Genomic DNA, 18,474 nt, shown 5'->3' with positions numbered 1-18,474 from the left:
CCTGGCGTCCGCCGGGTACGACAACGGGCCGCCGGATTCCTCCGGCGGCCCGTCGATGTCAGGCACTCAGTGGGACGAGCCCGCAGTCGCCGGCGGCAGTTCCACCTGGACGCCGGGGTCTCCCGCGTCCGCCGTGTAGTCCTCCGGCCGCGTCTCGTCGACGCCCTCCGGAGCCTTCGCCGCCTTCAGGACGAAGGTCAGGACCACGGTCACCGCCACGTTCAGCACGAACGCGGTGAGACCGATGTAGCCGATCTCCCCGATGCCGGGGATCTCCTTCGCCGAGCCGCCGAAGTGCTTCTGCGTCGGGGAGGCGACACCGTACGCGGCGACGGTGCCGTAGACCATGCCGACCGCCCAGCCCGCGAGCAGCGCCCAGCGGTGGAACCAGCGGGTGAACAGGCCGCCGACCAGGGCCGGGAAGGTCTGCAGGATCCAGATGCCGCCGAGAAGCTGGAAGTTGATGGCGACCGTCTTGTCCATGGTGAGGACGAAGATCAGGGCGCCGACCTTCACCAGCAGCGAGACCAGCTTGGAGACCTTGGTCTCCTGCGCGGGCGTCGCGTCCGGCTTGATGAAGTCCTTGTAGATGTTGCGGGTGAAGAGGTTCGCCGCCGCGATGGACATGATCGCCGCCGGGACGAGCGCTCCGATGCCGATCGCCGCGAAGGCCACGCCCGCGAACCAGCTCGGGAACATGTCCTCGAAGAGCTGCGGGATCGCCAACTGCGGGTTGGTGACGGTGACTCCGGCCGCGATCGCCATGAAGCCCAGCAGGGCCAGCAGGCCGAGCATGAGGGAGTACAGCGGCAGGATCGTGGTGTTGCGGCGGATCACCTCACGGCTCCTGGAGGAGAGCGTCGCGGTGATCGAGTGCGGGTACATGAACAGCGCGAGCGCGGAGCCCAACGCCAGGGTGGCGTACGTCCACTGGCCCGCCTCCGGCGGGACCAGGCCGCCCGCACCGGCCTTCGTGTACTTCTCGCTCGCCGCGGTGAAGATCTCGTCGAACCCGCCCAGCTTGATCGGGATGTAGATGATCGCCACCGCGATGACCACGTAGATCAGCGTGTCCTTGACGAACGCGATCAGCGCGGGAGCCCGCAGACCCGAGGAGTAGGTGTACGCCGCCAGCACACCGAAGGCGATGAGGAGCGGGAGGTCCTTGATGAACCAGTTGGTGTTCTCGCCGCCGCCCACGCCCATCACGTCCAGCACCGCCTGGATACCGACCAGCTGGAGCGCGATGTACGGCATGGTCGCCAGGAGTCCGGTGACGGCCACGGCCAGCGACAGGCCCTTCGAGCCGAAGCGGCCGCGCACGAAGTCCGAGGTCGTCACATAGCCGTGCTTGTGGGAGACCGACCACAGGCGGGGCAGGAAGGTGAAGATCAGCGGGTACACGAGGATCGTGTACGGCACCGCGAAGAAGCCCGCCGCGCCCGCCGCGTAGATCGCCGCCGGGACCGCCACGAAGGTGTACGCCGTGTACAGGTCGCCGCCGAGCAGGAACCAGGTGATCCAGGTGCCGAACGACCGGCCGCCCAGGCCCCATTCGTCGAGGCTGTGCTCGTTCTCGGCCTTGCGCCAGCGCGCGGCCAGGAAGCCCATGACCGTGACGGCCAGGAAGAAGAAGATGAAGACGGCGAGTGCCACGCCGTTCACGCCGTCCTTCACTCCGACGCACCGCCCTTCTGAGAGGCACGGGCGCGCTGGTCACGCTGCCACAGCTTGTACGCGACCATCGTCAGCAGCGTGGAGAGCAGGACCCACAGCATCTGGTACCAGTAGAAGAACGGGATGCCGGCGAACTCCGGATCCGTCTTGGCGTACGAACCGACCCACAGCATCGCCACGAAGGGCGCGACGAGGCAGAGCGCGATGACGACCCGGACGGGTGTCACCACCCCTCTGTTCACCTCTGGGGCATCTGACATCTGACGGCTCCGTCCCCTCACTGATCACCTGTAGAAACGCGCAGGCAATGTAGGTGACGGTGCAACGACAGCGGAAGACCCCGTCCGCATATCGGATGTGGAGGGTTGGTGTGTACGACAGCAGGGACAGCGGGCCGCTCAGCAGCAGCGGAACCCCTGGCGCGGGTCCGCCTCCTGGCGGTCGGTCCGCATCCGCTCGAAGTCGCGCCGGGAGGGCACCCTCGCGTCCGGGTGCTCGCGCCGCACATGCGCGACATAGCGGTCGTACGCCGACTCGTCTGTCAGCTCCCGCACATACCAGCGCACTCCGCTAAGCACCCGTCGAAGCGACCGCACTGCGCTCCTCCTCCTTCTCCTCCTTCGTCGGGAACAGCCCGGCCGGAGCGGTGATCCTGGACTCGACGTACGGCGCCTCGCTGAGCGTGGACAGCGCCGGGCGGCGGACGTGGCGGACGCAGACGCGGGCCGCGTCGACGATCACGACGACGATCAGCAGGGCGAGGACCGCCGAGAGGACGCCGTCCACCGTGGAGTTGGTGACCACGGTGTGCATGTCGTCCATGGTCTTGGCGGGCGGCAGGACCTCGCCGCGGTCGATGGCGTCCTGGAACACCTGACGCTGCTTGAAGAAGCCGACCTTCGGGTCGCTGGAGAACACCTTCTGCCAGCTGGCGGTGAGTGTCACCGTGGCGTCCCAGGCGAGCGGAATCCCGGTGATCCAGGCCCACTTGAGGCGTCCGGACTTCACCAGCAGGGTCGTGCAGACGGCGAGGGCGACCGCGGCCAGCAACTGGTTGGAGATGCCGAAGATCGGGAACAGCTGGTTGATGCCGCCGAGGGGCTCGTGGACGCCGACCCACAGGAAGTACCCCCACAGGGCGCACACCACCGCGCTGGTGATGACCAGGCCGGGCTTCCAGCTGACGTTCTTGAACGGCCGGTGGACGTTGCCCAGCATGTCCTGGAGCATGAACCGCCCCACGCGCGTGCCGGCGTCCAGCGCGGTCAGGATGAACAGCGCCTCGAACATGATCGCGAAGTGGTACCAGAAGGCGCGCAGGCCGCCCCCGGTGACCTGGGAGAAGATCTCCGAGACCCCGATGGCGAGGGTGGGTGCGCCGCCGGTACGGGAGAGCAGGGACGCTTCCTCGACGTTCTCCGCCGCCCGGGCGAGGGCCTCGGGGGAGATCTGGTAGCCCCAACTCCCGACGACCTGCGAGGCGTTCTGCACGGTGTCCCCGATGACCCCGGCGGGCGCGTTCATCGCGAAGTACAGGCCCGGGTCGATGATGCTCGCCGCGACCAGCGCCATCACGGCGACCGACGACTCCATCAGCATGGAGCCGTAGCCGATCATCCGGACCTGCGTCTCCTTCTGGATCATCTTCGGCGTCGTACCGGACGAGATCAGCGAGTGGAAGCCGGACAGGGCGCCGCAGGCGATGGTGATGAAGACGAAGGGGAAGAGCGAGCCCGCGAAGACCGGGCCGTCGCCGCGTGCGGCGAAGTCCGTCACCGCGTCCATCTTCAGCGTCGGCAGGGCGATGACGACACCGAGGGCGAGCAGCACGATCGTGCCGATCTTCATGAAGGTCGACAGGTAGTCGCGCGGCGCCAGCAGCATCCACACCGGCAGGATCGAGGCGATGAAGCCGTACGCCACCAGCCAGACGACCAGCGTCGAGGGCGCGAGCGTGAAGGTGTCGGCCCACGACGACTCGGCGACCCAGCGGCCCGCGACCAGGGCGAACAGCAGCAGCGCGACGCCGATGACGGAGACCTCGCTGACCCGGCCGGGGCGCAGCACCCGCAGGTAGAAGCCCATCAGCAGGGCGATCGGGATCGTCATCGCGATGGAGAAGGTGCCCCACGGTGACTGCGCGAGGGCGTTGACGATCACCAGCGCCAGCACGCCGAGCAGGATGATCATGATGGCGAAGGTGGCAATCAGCGCCGCCGCGCCGCCGAACGGGCCGATCTCCTCACGAGCCATCTGCCCGAGCGACCGTCCGTCCCGGCGGGTGGAGAAGAACAGCACCACCATGTCCTGGACCGCGCCCGCGAAGATGACGCCCGCGATGATCCAGATCGTGCCGGGGAGGTAGCCCATCTGCGCGGCCAGCACCGGGCCGACGAGCGGTCCGGCGCCGGCGATCGCCGCGAAGTGGTGGCCGAGCAGGACGCGGCGGTCGGTGGGGTGGAAGTCGATGCCGTTGTTGAGGCGTTCGGCCGGGGTGGCCCTGGTCTTGTCGACTTTGAGGACCTTGTACGCGATGAACTTGGCGTAGAAGCGGTAGGCGATCGCGTACGAGCCGAGGGCGGCCGCGACCATCCAGGCGGCGGAGACCTCCTCGCCCCGGGACAGCGCGAGTACGGTCCACCCCGCGGCGCCGACCAGCGCGACAAGGCTCCAGATGACGACGGTTCGGGGGTTCGCGGTACGCACCGGGTGGTCCTCCCGTCCATGCGGCGACGGGAGGAACGTAGAACAGGAAAGGGGGATGCGCTACACCGCGTGCATCAGTGCAACTCGGCTAGTCCTGCGGCCGCTTCAGCCGCGCCACGAACTTGTAGCGGTCCCCGCGGTACACGGACCGCACCCACTCCACCGGCTGCCCCTCCCGGTCCAGCGAGTGCCGGGACAGCATCAGCATCGGCAGGCCCACGTCGGTGCCGAGCAGGCCCGCCTCGCGCGGCGTGGCCAGGGAGGTCTCGATGGTCTCCTCGGCCTCGGCGAGATGGACGTCGTAGACCTCGGCGAGCGCGGTGTAGAGGGAGGTGTACTTCACGAGGCTGCGCCTGAGCGCCGGGAAGCGCTTCGCGCTCAGATGGGTCGTCTCGATGGCCATCGGCTCGCCGTTCGCCATGCGCAGCCGCTCGATGCGCAGCACCCGGCCGCCGGCCGTGATGTCGAGCAGGTCGGCGAGGCGGTCGTCGGCGGTGATGTAGCCGATGTCCAGCAGCTGGGAGGTCGGCTCCAGGCCCTGGGCGCGCATGTCCTCGGTGTACGAGGTGAGTTGCAGTGCCTGCGAGACCTTCGGCTTGGCGACGAACGTGCCCTTGCCCTGGATGCGCTCCAGGCGCCCCTCGACGACCAGTTCCTGCAGCGCCTGGCGCACCGTCGTGCGGGAGGTGTCGAACTCGGCGGCCAGGGTGCGCTCGGGCGGGACCGGGGTGCCGGGGGCCTGGGTCTCCGTCATGTCGAGGAGGTGCTTCTTCAGGCGGTAGTACTTGGGCACGCGGGCGGTACGGACGGTGGCCCCGTTCTCGTTCTCCGCACTGCTGACGTCGGTGCTCATGCTCCGCCTTCCCGGCTCCGGCTGCGGTTCACATCGTGGCACGGCAGCGTACGGCCTGTCCGCGCACGCTCCGTGATCTCTTCTGTATACCGTCGCCGTCTCGTTTGGTCTAGTCCACAAGGTCAAGTGGTCTACCGGGAGTGTGCCTTCCCCGGGTCAGGTTTTCGAGGGTTTCTTACTTAAAGGTTCCTGCATATGTAGGTCGCATAACGGCTGGTCGGAGGCTATTCGAGCACCCTTGACACGCTTTCTGGTCTGGTCCAAGCTCCCCGTACTGGTCTACACCATTGGTCCAGGTCCCGGCCCAACGCTCGTGCGGGGAGGCAGGGGGGTTTGTGGCATCCCTGAGGAGGGTGGCGTGAAGCGCAAGCTGATATCCGCGATCGGTGTCGCGGGCATGATGATCTCCCTGGCGGCGTGCGGGGGAGACAACGGCGACGGCGGGGACAAGGCCGGGGCGGACGGCTACGCGGGCCAGACGCTCACGGTGTGGGTGATGGACGGCTCGTCGCCCGACCAGTGGCAGAAGGACGTCGCCGCGGCCTTCGAGAAGCAGACCAAGGCCAAGGTCAAGTTCGAGATCCAGCAGTGGAACGGCATCCAGCAGAAGCTGACCACCGCCCTGTCGGAGGAGAACCCGCCGGACGTCTTCGAGATCGGCAACACCCAGACCCCGGCCTACGCCAAGACCGGCGGCCTCGCCGACCTGGGCGAGCTCAAGAACGAGATCGGCGGCGAGTGGACCGCGTCCCTCAACGAGTCCTCGATCTTCGAGGGCAAGCAGTACGCGGCGCCGTGGTACTTCGCCAACCGCGTCGTCCTCTACAACAAGAAGATCTGGGCCGAGGCTGGCATCAAGGACACCCCCAAGACCCGCGACGAGTTCTACGCCGACCTCAAGCAGATCGGTGAGAAGACCGACGCCGAGCCCATCTACCTGCCGGGCCAGAACTGGTACCACTTCGTGGGCCTCACCATCGGTGAGGGCGTCCAGCTGGTGAAGCAACAGAACGGCAAGTACGTTTCCAACCTCGACGACCCGAAGGTCGCCGCCGCCATGGAGACGTACAAGAAGTTCCAGGCCCTGTCCAAGGCGCCCAAGGACAAGGACGAGGCCACCCCGCAGCAGGGCGAGGTCTTCGGCAAGGGCAACGTCGGTGCCTTCATCGGCATGGGCTGGGAGGCCGGCATCGCCATCAAGGCCAACCCGAAGATCGAGAAGGAGATCGGCTACTTCACCATCCCCGGTGCCACGGCCGACAAGCCCGAGGGTGTCTTCCTCGGCGGCTCCAACCTCGCGGTCGCCGCGGGCAGCAAGAAGCAGGCGCTGGCCAAGGAGTTCCTGAAGATCGCCCTGTCCGACAAGTACGAGGGCGAGCTCGCCAAGCTCAACGGCGTCATCCCGAACAAGGAGTCGCTGCAGACCAACCTCAAGGGCAACGCCGTCGCCGAGGCCGCCGCGCCGGCCGCCGCGGGCGGTGGCACCACGCCGCTGATCCCGGAGTGGGCGGCCGTGGAGAACGCGCCCAACCCGATCAAGACGTACATGACCGCCGTGCTGAACGGTAAGTCCCCGGCCGAGGCCGCCAAGCAGGTCGAGGGCGAGTTCAACAAGCGCCTGGCGCAGCAGCAGTAGGCAGCAGCAGTAAGGCGCCGGTGTTCGCGCCGGGGCGGGGGTTGCGTGTGACGCCCCCCGCCCCGGCGACCGCGCGCGGGTCGACGTACGTAGGTCGAGAAGAGAGATCGCGAGCATGACCGTGCAGACCGAACGGCCGCCCTCCGGCCCGGTGGACGTAGTCAAAAGGGACGAGAGCGGGTCCGCCGGGCAGGGACCCCGGGCCGCGTCGCGCCTCGGCGCGCTCACCCCGTACCTGTTGCTGCTGCCGGCCTGCGCGGCCACCGTGCTGCTGCTCGGCTGGCCGCTGCTGAAGGACGTCCTGCTGTCGTTCCAGAACCTCAACATGGCGCAGCTGATCCAGCACGTCACCGAGTGGAACGGCATCGACAACTACAAGGAGGTCCTCACCGGCGAGGACTTCTGGCGCGTCACCCTGCGCTCGATCCTGTTCACGGCGGTCAACGTCGCCCTGATCATGGTCCTCGGCGCCCTGGTCGGCCTGCTGCTCGCCCACCTCGGCAAGCGGATGCGGGTCACGCTGATGATCGGGCTGGTGCTGGCCTGGGCGATGCCCGTGGTCGCCGCGACCACCGTCTACCAGTGGCTGTTCGCACAGCGCTTCGGCGTCGTCAACTGGGTGCTCGACAAGCTGGGTTGGCACTCGATGGCCGACTACAGCTGGACCAGCAGCCAGATGTCGACGTTCTTCGTGGTCACTGTTCTGATCGTCTGGCAGTCGATCCCGTTCGTCGCGATCAACCTCTACGCGGCGACGACCACGATCCCCGACGAGCTGTACGAGGCCGCGGCGCTGGACGGCGCGGGCGCGTGGACGAGCTTCACCACGGTCACGCTCCCCTTCCTGCGCCCGTTCCTGTACGCCACGACCTTCCTGGAGATCATCTGGGTCTTCAAGGCGTTCGTGCAGGTCTTCACCATCAACGGCGGCGGCCCCGACCGGCTCACCGAGATCCTGCCCGTCTACGCCTACATCGAGGGCGTCGGCAACCAGCACTACGGCATGGGCGCCGCGATCGCCGTCCTGACCATCCTGATCCTGCTCGGCCTGACCGCCTACTACCTCAGGATCGTGCTCAAGCGAGAGGAAGAGGAGGCCGGGCTGTGAAGCGCTCGCTCTTCGGCCGCCTGTGGCCCAACGTCACGGCCGTCGTCCTGTTCATCGGCTTCGTCTTCCCCGTGTACTGGATGTTCGCCACAGCCTTCAAACCGACCGGCGACATCATCTCGGAGGACCCGGTCTGGTTCCCGACCGACGTCACCTTCGAGCACTTCAAGAGGGCGACCGGCGTCGACCACTTCTGGACGTACGTCACCAACTCGCTGATCGTCACGCTCTGCGCGGTCGCTCTGGCCCTGGTCGTCGCGCTCGCGGGTTCCTTCGCCCTGGCCCGGATGCGGTTCAGGGGGCGGCGCGGCTTCGTCATCGGCTTCATGCTGGCCCAGATGGCACCCTGGGAGGTGATGATCATCGCGATGTACATGATCGTGCGGGACGCGTCGATGCTGAACAGCCTCGTCCCGCTGACGGTCTTCTACATGATGATGATCCTGCCGTTCACCATCCTGACCCTGCGCGGCTTCGTCGCCGCGGTGCCGAGGGAGCTGGAGGAGGCGGCGATGGTCGACGGCTGCACCCGCGCCCAGGCCTTCCGCAAGGTCATCCTGCCGCTGCTGGCACCGGGCCTGATGTCCACCTCGCTCTTCGGCTTCATCACCGCATGGAATGAATTCCCCCTGGTCCTGGTGCTGAACAAGGAGACCGAGGCGCAGACACTGCCACTGTGGCTGTCCAGCTTCCAGACCGCCTTCGGCAACGACTGGGGCGCGACGATGGCGGCGTCCTCCCTCTTCGCCGTCCCGATCCTGATCCTCTTCGTCTTCCTGCAGCGCAGGGCTGTCAACGGCCTGACGGCCGGCGCCGTGAAGGGATAACGCCACCCGATGACGACAATCGCCAGCGGCACCGACACTCTGACGCGCGATGCCCTGACCGTCCTGCAGCCCGGCTTCACCGGCACCACTGCCCCCGACTGGCTGCTGCGCCGCCTCGGCGAGGGCCTCGCCTCCGTCGGCCTGTTCGGTCGCAACATCGCCTCACCGGAACAACTGGCCGCGCTGACGGCCCAGTTGCGGGCCGAGCGGGACGACGTGCTGGTCGCCATCGACGAGGAGGGGGGTGATGTGACGCGGCTGGAGGTGCGGACCGGCTCCAGCTTCCCCGGCAACCACGCCCTGGGCGCGGTCGACGACGTGGAGCTGACGCGGGAGGTGGCTCACGAACTGGGTCGCCGTCTGGCCGCCTGCGGGGTGAACCTCAACTGGGCCCCGTCGGCGGACGTGAACTCCAACCCTTCCAACCCGGTGATCGGCGTACGCTCCTTCGGCGCCGACACCGCCCTGGTCGCCCGCCACACCGCGGCCTACGTGACCGGCCTGCAGTCGGCGGGCGTGGCGGCCTGCACGAAGCACTTCCCGGGCCACGGCGACACGGCGGTCGACTCCCACCACGCCCTCCCACGCATCGACGCGGCCGCGGAAGTGCTGTCCGACCGCGAACTGTCCCCGTTCCGCGCGGCGATCGCCGCCGGGACACGGGCAGTGATGAGCGCGCACATCCTCATCCCCGCCCTGGACCCCGACCACCCGGCGACCCTCTCCCGCCCGATCCTGACGGACCTCCTGCGCGGCGACCTCGGCTACACCGGCCTGATCGTCACCGACGGCATGGAGATGCAGGCCATCGCGGCCACCTACGGCATCGAACGCGGCAGCGTCCTCGCCATCGCGGCCGGCGCGGACGCGATCTGCGTCGGCGGCGGCCTGGCGGACGACGAGACGGTACGCCGCCTGCGGGACGCCCTCATCGCGGCGGTCCGCTCCGGCGAACTCCCCGAGGAACGCCTGGCGGAAGCCGCGGAACGCGTCCGCGAACTGGCCCGCTGGACGGCGACCGCGACACCGGCGACCGAGGGCGCGGTGCGCACGGACGTGGGCCTGATCGCCGCCCGCCGCGCCCTGAAGGTGACCGGCGCCGCGGACTTCACCCCGCTCACCGAGGCGCCCTACGTCGCCGCCTTCACCCCGGTCGCGAACATCGCGGTCGGCGACGAGACCCCGTGGGGTGTGGCGGCGGAACTGTCCCGACTGCTCCCGGGCACCGAGACGGCCGGCTTCACGGGTCGGGAGGCGGGCCGGGAAGCACTGGACGCGGCGGGGGACCGGCGGATCGTGGCGGTGCTCCGCGACGAACACCGGCATCCCTGGATGGCAACGGCCCTCGACACCCTGCTGAAGACCCGCCCCGACACGATCGTGGTCGAAATGGGCGTCCCCCAGGCCCCACCCCGCGGCACCCTGCACATCGCCACCCACGGCGCGGCCCGCGTGTGCGGCCGGGCGGCGGCGGAGGTCATCACGGGGGAGTAGCCGATACGACGAGAAAGGCGCCGGTCCCCTTTCAGAGGACCGGCGCCTTCAGCGCCCTTAGGGGCGCGGGGAACTGCGCGATCAACCACCAACTGCCCGCAGCCCGCAGAAAACCGAACCCGGCAGACGAATCCCGATCCTCAAATCCCCTGCCAGTCCGGCTTGTTGGCATACGTATGCCGGAAGTAGTCGGCCAACTTCAACTTGGACGCCGCCCCCTCGTCCACCACAACCGTCGCATGCGGATGCAACTGCAACGCCGAGGCCGGACACACCGCAGCCACCGGCCCCTCCACAGTCGCCGCAACCGCATCCGCCTTGCCCTCACCCGTGGCCAGCAACACCAGATGCCGCGCCTCAAGAATCGTGCCGATCCCCTGCGTGATCACGTGATGCGGCACCTGCTCGATGTCCCCGTCGAAGAACCGCGCGTTGTCGACCCGCGTCTGCTCCGTCAGCGTCTTGATCCGCGTCCGCGAGGCCAGCGACGAACACGGCTCATTGAACCCGATGTGCCCGTCCGTCCCGATCCCGAGCAACTGCAGATCGACGCCCCCGGCCTCCGCCAGCGCCGCGTCATACGCCTCGCACGCCCCCTGCACGTCCTCGGCCGTCCCGTCGGGCCCCATGAACGCGTCCATCCCGATCCCGAGCGGCTCCAGTACCTCGCGGCGCAGCACCGACCGGTACGACTCCGGATGCTCGGCCGGCAGCCCCACGTACTCGTCGAGCTGCGCGATCCGCGCACGCGAGGCGTCCACGGCACCGGAACGCACCTTCGCCGCGAGCGCCGCGTAGATGGGCAGCGGCGTCGACCCGGTGGCCACGCCGAGCAGGGCGTCGGGCTTGCGCCTGAGCAGCTGGGCCATGGCCTCGGCTATCAGCTCGCCACCCGCCTTGGCGTCCGGAACGATGACAACTTCCACGCTGGGCCTGCCGATCTGAAGAGGGACTCGAAGGGCACCCTGAAGGGGCATGTGGTTTAGACCAATCTAGCACCTCGCACGCGCGGAGAGCAGGGCTCCGGGACCCATGTAACGCAAGCCCCGCGGACATGTCGGCAGACCGTCGGACGGGCGTCATTCCCCGTGGGGAAGTGGAATGGAGACTGTCCCGGCACGACGAGCGCGAGAGCAGGAAGGGCCCCATGACCACCACGACTCCGTACCCTCCTGACCCGCACGCCCCTCACAACGACCTCCCCGGCCGCATCATGGCCCGCGAGATGGCCGAGCAGCCGGCCGTGCTGCGCCGGATCCTGTCCGAGGCCACCCCCGCCATCCGCGGGGTCGCCCAGGAGATCGCCGCCCGCGGCCCCCGCTTCGTCCTGCTCACCGCCCGCGGCACCTCCGACAACGCCGCCCTCTACGCCAAGTACCTCCTGGAGATCCGCCTCGGCCTGCCCTGCGGCCTGACCTCGATGTCGACCACCACCGCCTACGGCGCCCGCCCCGACCTCACCGACGTCCTCGTCATCACCGTCAGCCAGTCCGGCGGCTCCCCGGACCTGGTCGCCTCGACCCGCGCCGCCCGCGAGGCCGGGGCGATCACGCTCGCGGTGACCAACAACCCCGACTCACCGCTGGCCGGCGTCTCCCAGTACCACCTCGACATCATGGCCGGACCGGAACGGGCCCTCCCCGCGACCAAGACCTATACGGCCTCCCTTCTCGCCCTCTACCTCTTCGTCGAAGGTCTGCGCGGCGGCGACGGCACCCCCGCCAAGGTGCTCCCGGACCTCGCCGCGCACCTGCTCGCCCGGCAGGACGAGGTCCGCGCCCTCGCCGCCCGCTACCGCTTCGCCGAGCGCATGGTGATCACCTCCCGGGGCTACGGCTATCCCACGGCCAAGGAAGCCGCCCTGAAGCTGATGGAGACCAGCTACATCCCGGCGCTCGCCTACTCCGGCGCCGACCTCCTGCACGGCCCGCTCGCCATGGTCGACAACGTCTCCCCGGTGATCGCGGTCGTCACCGACGGCAAGGGCGGCGAGGCCCTCCAGCCCGTCCTCGACCGACTCCGCGGCCGTGGCGCCGACCTGGTCGTCATCGGCCCCCGCCACCAGGTGGAACAGGCATCGGCCGGCTTCGTCCTGCCCACCGAGGGCGTGGCCGAGGAAGTCCAGCCGATCCTGGAGATCCTCCCCCTCCAGCTCCTGGCCTACGAGGTCACCATCGCCCGAGGCCAGGACCCGGACGCCCCGCGCGCGTTGGCAAAGGTGACGGAGACACGCTGACCCCCTGGGTGCCCCACGCGCGTTGGCAAAGGTGACGGAGACCCGCTGACCCCCTGGGTGCCCCACGCGCGGGTACTACGTCAGCGAGCCTCCCGTCGCGTCCACCCAGCTCCCTGTCACCCACCGGCCTCCGTCGGAGGCCAGGAACGCCACCACGTCGGCGACGTCGGCCGTCTCGCCCACCCGGCCGAGCGCCGATATCGCGGCGGCCTGCGCCCACCCGCCCTCGGTCCCGTGCAGCAACTCGGCCGTGTTGTCCGTGTCGATGATCCCGGGTGCCACCGAGTTCACCGTGATCCCCCGGGGGCCCAGCACCTTCGACAGGTCCCGGGAGAAGACGTCCAACGCCCCCTTCGTCATCGCGTACGCCATGTTGTTCGGCATCGCCGCGGTCCGGGCGAGCCCCGACGAGATGTTGATGACCCGGCCGCCGTCACGCAGCCGTGCCGTGCCGTGTTTGACGACGAAGAACGGCGCCTTCACGTTCACCGCGAAGACGGCGTCGTACTCCTGCTCACCGAGCTCCTCGATCGGTCGCGAGGAGCCGATACCGGCGTTGTTGACCAGGATGTCGAGCCCGTCCGCATGCCGGTCGAACTCCTCCCACAGCGCCTCGGCATCGCCCGGGAGCCCCAGCTCCACGCCGATCGTGAACGCCGAACCGCCCGCCGCCTCGATCGCGGCGACCGTCTCCTTCGCCGCCGCCTCGTTCCGGCCGTAGTGCACGCCGACCCGTGCGCCGTCGCGCCCCAGCCGCTCGGCGATCCCCCGCCCGATACCCCTGCTCGCCCCCGTGACCAGAGCCGTCCTGCCCGCAAGCACGCCCATGCCGGCGCCCCCTTCGCATTTCCCTAGCGGTCGCTACAAAAATGACCGTAGATCACGCCGCCGACATTTGTCTAGCGCCCGCTATAAAATGCACTCCATGGTGAGCAGCCAGGAGAGCAAGGCGAGCAAGGAGAGCAGGGTGAGCGGGGAGAAGAAGGAGAGCGGGGAGAAGAAGGAGGGCGGGCAGGCCGGGGCGAAGGGTCGTCCGCCGGCCAAGCCCCGCGGGCGCCCCCGCTCCTTCGACCGCGAGACCGCCCTGGAGAAGGCGATCCTCGCCTTCTGGGAGCACGGCTACGAGGCGACCTCCGTCTCCGATCTCACGCGTGTCATGGACATCGGCGCGCCGAGCCTGTACGCCGCCTTCGGCGACAAGCAGTCGCTGTTCGAGGAGGTCGTCCGCGAGTACGGCGTGCGGTACGGCTCGTTCGCCGATCGTGCCCTCGCCGAGGAGCCCACCGCCCGCGCCGCCGTGGCGCGGATGCTGCGCGAGGCGGCCGCGGAGTACACGGATCCGGCCCATCCGCACGGCTGTCTCGTCGTCCACGCGGCGACCAACTGCTCGACGCCGGAGGTCGAGGCGTCGCTGCGTGGGCGGCGCAACGCCAACATCGCCGCCATCCGAAGCCGTATCGAAGCGGACGCCGCCATGGGCGCCCTCCCCGCCGACGTCGACGCCGGCGCGCTCGCCCGTCACACCGGCGCGATGATCCAGGGCATGTCACAACAGGCACGCGACGGGGCGAGCCGGGAGGAACTGGAGGCGCTCGCGGAAATTGCCATGGCCATCTGGCCCCGCACATGAACCCACACGGGTTAGGCTGCGTGGTGGATACCAGGGCGTCCCACTAGTCCTCCGACAGTCCGTCGACTGGTCGGAACCCGCGAAGAAGCGTCAACAGCAAACAGGCTCCAACGCATGGACACACCTGAGTGGTCTAGTCCACAATGCGAAGGAGTGCGTAGGACAAGAACGCACCGACTTCCGTCTTCCCCGCACAGGAAGGCGGACCGAGGAACCGGAGCTCTCTGCCCTGACTGCCCCGGCTCCTCATCCTCGGCCGACCGGGACCGCACACCCCACGGCCGATATTGCTCCGGGCTGCGGTGCCGGGAGGGTTGAGGGTCCCTCTCAGGCGCCGCGGCCCGCGGGTGTTCTCAGGGCCGTTCCAAGAGGGCCGTATCCCCTCCCCAGTGGCTGATTTCGAATGATGTCCGTACCGCCAGGTACGCTCGGCCACGTGCCCTCCATGAACGAACTCGTACGCCAGCACACGGCCCTCGACGACTCCGACCTCGAGTGGCTCCACCTGCTGGTCTCGGAGTGGCAGCTGCTCTCCGACCTCTCCTTCGCCGACCTCGTCCTGTGGGTCCCCACCAGCGACGGCACCCGGTATGTGTCGGTGGCGCAGATGCGGCCCAACACCGGGCCCACCTCCTACCAGGACGACATGGTCGGCCACCTCGTCCCACGCGGCCGCCGTCCGATGCTGGACGCCGCGCTCGACGAGGGCCGGATCGTGCGGGAGGGCGACCCCGAGTGGCGCGAGGAGGTGCCGGTCCGCGTCGAGTCGATTCCCGTACGACGGGAGGGGCGCGTCCTGGGTGTCATCGCGCGCAACACCAACCTGCTGACCGTCCGCACTCCGAGCCGTCTGGAGCTGACGTACCTCCAAAGTGCCTCGGACCTCGCGCAGATGATTGCGGCCGGCGCGTTCCCGTTCGCCAACCAGCAGGTCGACATGGACGCCTCGCCGCGCGTCGGCGACGGCCTGATCCGCCTGGACGCCGACGGCATCGTCCAGTACGCCTCCCCGAACGCGCTGTCGGCCTACCACCGCCTCGGCCTCGCCGCAGACCTCGTCGGCCACCACCTCGGCAAGACCACCGCCGAACTCGCGCCGACCCACGGGCCGGTGGACGAGGCGCTCGCCAAGGTCGCCAGCGGCTGGGCACCCCGTGAGTTCGAGATCGAGTCCAGCGACGGAGTCATCCAGTTCCGGGCGATCCCGCTCAAGCCCAAGGGCACCCGCATCGGTTCGCTCGTCCTGCTTCGGGACGTCACCGAACTGCGCCGCCGCGAGCGCGAGTTGATCACCAAGGACGCGACCATCCGGGAGATCCATCACCGGGTGAAGAACAACCTCCAGACGGTGGCCGCTCTGCTCCGCCTCCAGGCCCGGCGCATCGAGTCCGACCGCGGCCGCGAAGCCCTGGAGGAGGCGGTCCGCCGGGTCGGTTCGATCGCGATCGTGCACGAGACGCTCTCCCAGAACCTCGACGAGCGGGTGGAGTTCGACGAGATCGCCGACCGGGTGGTGGCGATGGTCGCCGAGATCTCGCCCGGCAAGGTCACCGGCCGGCGCACCGGCCGCTTCGGCATCCTCGACGCCGAGGTCGCCACGCCACTGTCGATGGTCCTGACCGAGGTTCTCCAGAACGCCTTGGAGCACGGCTTCCGCGAGGGCGACACCGGCACGGTCGAGGTCTCGGCGGTCCGCGGCGGTACGACGAAGCAGGCCCGCCTCCTGGTCACGGTCCAGGACGACGGCGTGGGCCTTCCCGAAGGCTTCGACCCGCACACGGCGGGCAACCTCGGCCTGCAGATCGTACGGACCCTGGTGGAGGGGGAGTTGGGCGGCACGTTCGACATGGTGCCGGCGCCGGAGCGGGGAACCCGGGTGATCCTCGACATCCCGGTGCGGGCACACAAGTAAGCACGCGGACGGCTGTGTGCGGTGTGCCACGGCGGCAGGGTGCTGCACTGCACAGGCCCCGCGTCCGGCTGGTCGCTGTTCCCTCAGCAGTGAAGAGCCCCAACGGCAAAGAACCTCAACAGCAAAGAACCTCAACAGCAAAGAGCCCCAGCCCGTTCAGGGGGCTGGGGCTCAACATGCTCGTTGCCAGCATTTGCTGCGCATCGGGGGTACTGCGCGCTGCGGCTCGGGGGCGGGAGATGCGTACTCGCTGTACGCGCCGCCAAGCTCAGGCTGTTTGCGGGGCGGGTGTTGTCAGGCGGAGGCCTGACGGGCCCGGTTGCGGGCGGCGCGGCGCTTCATGGCGCGGCGCTCGTCCTCGCTGAGACCACCCCAGACGCCGGAGTCCTGACCGGACTCGAGCGCCCACTGCAGGCACTGCTCGATAACCGGGCAGCGACGGCAGACGGCCTTGGCTTCCTCGATCTGCAGCAGCGCAGGACCGGTGTTGCCGATGGGGAAGAAGAGCTCGGGGTCTTCCTCGCGGCAAACGGCGTTGTGACGCCAGTCCATGGCTGCTACCTCTCCTTGTATTACTGCTGGGTTGCTTGTGAATGTGAACGCTTTCACGAATCCCTCAACAAGTGAAGGGCCTACCGCCAGGTTCCCTGGCGTGGGTCCTGTGAGTTGAAGAGGGGTTCCGGTGATCAGTGGAGGCCGGTGTTGCGGGCCGTCCCGATCGCCACGTAGAGACTCGCAAACCTCAGCGGCGGATACAACCCCTTCCGGAAAGTTTTTTTTGATTCCTCGGTGTCGACTAGGTCACAGCCGTACTTCCATGGGGTGGATCCTGGCCTAAACGTTCGAGTGAAAGGACTTTAGCCCTTTCCGCTCACACAATCACACGCAGTGCACGGCGTACGCCTGTGAACGTCACGCTGGTACGCAGCCCGAGGTGGTCGCCGTCCATCTGAAGGGGGAGGGGGACCTTCGAATGCAAGGTGAACTGGTCCAGGTCGTGCAGTGAGGTGGCGTGCTTGCCATGCGGTCCCCGCTCGGGGGACGAAGTGAGCAACTGGGTGCCATACCGGGCAACCGCGGCCGTCGTCATACGGCTGAGACCGAGTACGTCGAGGCCTTTATCGAACGAGGCCTTAGGTGACGCGTACATCGGGTGATTGCCCAGGAAGGTCCACGGAGAGGTGTTCGAGACTATGGACAGCACCAGATCGGTCACCGGCTCCGCGTCCGGACGCTCCAGCGTGATCGTCCCGTGGCGCCGGTGTGCCTCGCCGAAGAACTGGCGCAGCGCCTGGCGCACATAGAGGGCGTGCGTCGACCTTCTGCCGCGCTCGCGCTGCTGCTCGACCCTGCCGACCACGCCGGCGTCGAAGCCGAGGCCCGCGTTGAAGGTGAACCAGCGTGCGGGGACCGCCTCGTCCTCCGTGCCGGGCGTGCCGGAGGTCAGGCCGAGGCCGACGGTACGTTCGCTGCCCTCGCGCAGGGCGTCCAGCAGGGCGCCGGTCGCCTCCACGGCGTCGTTCGGCAGGCCGAGGGCGCGGGCGAAGACGTTGGTGGAGCCGCCGGGGACCACGGCGAGGCCGGGGAGGTGCTCCGGGTCGGGGCCGTTGTGCAACAGTCCGTTGACGACCTCGTTGACCGTGCCGTCGCCGCCGAGGGCGACCACCAGGTCGACGTCGTCGCTGTCCGCCGCCTGCCGGCCCAGGTCGCGTGCGTGGCCGCGGTACTCGGTGGTGACCGCCTCGAGTTTCATCTCGCTGGCGAGCGCATGGATCAGGACATCGCGCGTACGTGCGCTTGTGGTGGTTGCTGCCGGATTGACCACGAGAAGTGCACGCATGACTGGCAGCGTACCTACTGGGGGGTACCGGGCACAGGTCGAGGTGGGGATCCGGTAAGAGATCGGGCGTGAGTCTCGACACGGGGTGACTCCGTCGGTTGGGCCGCGCTTATGAATGCCGTCCGCCGCGAGGTGACCTGGCATTGCCGCGGGCTCTGCTGGGGGCTGCCGCCCCCAGACCCCCGCTTCGGCCCTGAAGGGGCCTCGTCCTCAAACGCCGGACGGGCTGGATATTGCCGGGCGGCGCCGGGAGGCGAGACCCGTTGCGGCTGGTCTGCTGGGCCTGCTGGGTCTGGTGAGTCCGATGAGGCGTCCCCTGGCACTCACACCTACCAATGGCGCGCCTCCGTCACCGGCTCCGCGAGTGGCGCGCACCCCCGCCGGCGCCATGCATCGCATTCGCCACCACCGCACCCCGCGGCCCAGCGCCATGCACTGCACCCCGCCGCCGTCTCGCCCGCCCGTCTGCCGGCAACGCGCATTCGCGACCCTCGGCCCCGGCGGCCCAGCGCCATGCACTGCACCCCGCCGCCGTCTCGCCCGCCCGTCTGCCGG

At 68.8% G+C, this 18,474-nt stretch carries 16 protein-coding genes; 7 read left to right on the top strand and 9 right to left on the bottom strand.

Going from position 1 to position 18,474, the window contains the following annotated elements:
- Positions 1–66 precede the first annotated feature (66 nt).
- The 5 genes from mctP to ACZ7L6_RS11010 all read right to left on the bottom strand — a co-directional run bounded on the left by mctP (position 67) and on the right by ACZ7L6_RS11010 (position 5,236).
- Positions 67–1,677: a monocarboxylate uptake permease MctP gene (gene mctP, locus ACZ7L6_RS11030; protein WP_471922214.1), complete on the bottom strand. Its 1,611-nt coding sequence runs from the start codon at positions 1,675–1,677 to the stop codon at positions 67–69.
- A complete protein-coding gene (locus ACZ7L6_RS11025; RefSeq protein WP_471922212.1) occupies positions 1,674–1,937 on the bottom strand; it encodes a DUF3311 domain-containing protein in 264 nt (87 codons plus the stop codon). The genes mctP and ACZ7L6_RS11025 overlap by 4 nt, the downstream gene beginning before the upstream one ends.
- 138 nt (positions 1,938–2,075) lie before the next feature.
- Positions 2,076–2,273 (bottom strand): YbdD/YjiX family protein, encoded by a 198-nt coding sequence (locus ACZ7L6_RS11020; protein ID WP_398814924.1) that lies wholly within the window; start codon positions 2,271–2,273, stop codon positions 2,076–2,078.
- On the bottom strand, positions 2,248–4,383 hold the full coding sequence (locus ACZ7L6_RS11015; protein WP_471922210.1) for a carbon starvation CstA family protein: 2,136 nt from the start codon (positions 4,381–4,383) through the stop codon (positions 2,248–2,250). The genes ACZ7L6_RS11020 and ACZ7L6_RS11015 overlap by 26 nt, the downstream gene beginning before the upstream one ends.
- Positions 4,384–4,471: 88 nt before the next feature.
- Complete coding sequence (locus ACZ7L6_RS11010) at positions 4,472–5,236, bottom strand: GntR family transcriptional regulator (RefSeq protein WP_031479454.1); 765 nt, start codon at positions 5,234–5,236, stop codon at positions 4,472–4,474.
- A gap of 358 nt (positions 5,237–5,594) precedes the next feature.
- On the opposite strand from ACZ7L6_RS11010, the gene ACZ7L6_RS11005 reads away from it, so the two are divergent.
- The 4 genes from ACZ7L6_RS11005 (at position 5,595) to ACZ7L6_RS10990 (ending at position 10,301) form a co-directional block, all read left to right on the top strand.
- The gene (locus ACZ7L6_RS11005; protein ID WP_471922207.1) at positions 5,595–6,872 is read left to right on the top strand and encodes an extracellular solute-binding protein; all 1,278 of its coding nucleotides are present in this window, start codon (positions 5,595–5,597) and stop codon (positions 6,870–6,872) included.
- A 115-nt stretch (positions 6,873–6,987) separates the two neighbouring features.
- A complete protein-coding gene (locus tag ACZ7L6_RS11000; protein WP_471922205.1) occupies positions 6,988–7,980 on the top strand; it encodes a carbohydrate ABC transporter permease in 993 nt (330 codons plus the stop codon).
- The gene (locus ACZ7L6_RS10995) at positions 7,977–8,807 is read left to right on the top strand and encodes a carbohydrate ABC transporter permease (RefSeq protein WP_471922203.1); all 831 of its coding nucleotides are present in this window, start codon (positions 7,977–7,979) and stop codon (positions 8,805–8,807) included. Before ACZ7L6_RS11000 ends, ACZ7L6_RS10995 begins: the two co-directional genes overlap by 4 nt.
- A gap of 9 nt (positions 8,808–8,816) precedes the next feature.
- Complete coding sequence (locus ACZ7L6_RS10990; protein ID WP_471922202.1) at positions 8,817–10,301, top strand: glycoside hydrolase family 3 protein; 1,485 nt, start codon at positions 8,817–8,819, stop codon at positions 10,299–10,301.
- 140 nt (positions 10,302–10,441) lie between these two features.
- Here the strand turns inward: ACZ7L6_RS10990 and nagB are convergent, their stop codons facing one another.
- Positions 10,442–11,227, bottom strand: coding sequence for a glucosamine-6-phosphate deaminase (nagB, locus tag ACZ7L6_RS10985; protein ID WP_471922200.1), 786 nt, complete (start codon positions 11,225–11,227; stop codon positions 10,442–10,444).
- Between the two features lie 221 nt (positions 11,228–11,448).
- Here nagB and ACZ7L6_RS10980 point away from each other — a divergent pair, with 221 nt between their 5' ends.
- Complete coding sequence (locus tag ACZ7L6_RS10980; RefSeq protein ID WP_471922198.1) at positions 11,449–12,537, top strand: SIS domain-containing protein; 1,089 nt, start codon at positions 11,449–11,451, stop codon at positions 12,535–12,537.
- Positions 12,538–12,612: 75 nt separating this feature from the next.
- Here ACZ7L6_RS10980 and ACZ7L6_RS10975 read toward each other — a convergent pair whose 3' ends face one another.
- Entirely contained in the window at positions 12,613–13,365 is a 753-nt protein-coding gene (locus ACZ7L6_RS10975) for an SDR family oxidoreductase (protein WP_471922196.1), read from the bottom strand.
- 97 nt (positions 13,366–13,462) lie between these two features.
- Between ACZ7L6_RS10975 and ACZ7L6_RS10970 the strand changes: the two genes are divergently transcribed.
- Together ACZ7L6_RS10970 and ACZ7L6_RS10965 are read left to right on the top strand one after the other, a co-directional pair.
- The gene (locus tag ACZ7L6_RS10970; protein WP_471922194.1) at positions 13,463–14,167 is read left to right on the top strand and encodes a TetR/AcrR family transcriptional regulator; all 705 of its coding nucleotides are present in this window, start codon (positions 13,463–13,465) and stop codon (positions 14,165–14,167) included.
- A gap of 445 nt (positions 14,168–14,612) precedes the next feature.
- Positions 14,613–16,079, top strand: a complete 1,467-nt coding sequence (locus ACZ7L6_RS10965; protein ID WP_471923361.1) for a sensor histidine kinase — start codon at positions 14,613–14,615, stop codon at positions 16,077–16,079.
- A gap of 294 nt (positions 16,080–16,373) precedes the next feature.
- On the opposite strand, the gene ACZ7L6_RS10960 is transcribed toward ACZ7L6_RS10965, so the two are convergent.
- Entirely contained in the window at positions 16,374–16,631 is a 258-nt protein-coding gene (locus ACZ7L6_RS10960; protein ID WP_003992873.1) for a WhiB family transcriptional regulator, read from the bottom strand.
- 319 nt (positions 16,632–16,950) lie between these two features.
- Positions 16,951–17,919, bottom strand: a complete 969-nt coding sequence (locus tag ACZ7L6_RS10955) for a diacylglycerol/lipid kinase family protein (RefSeq protein WP_471922192.1) — start codon at positions 17,917–17,919, stop codon at positions 16,951–16,953.
- Positions 17,920–18,474 lie beyond the last annotated feature (555 nt).

The sequence above is a fragment of the Streptomyces sp. NPDC107522 genome (assembly GCF_055657525.1).
This window is presented reverse-complemented; position numbering and strand designations above follow the sequence as displayed.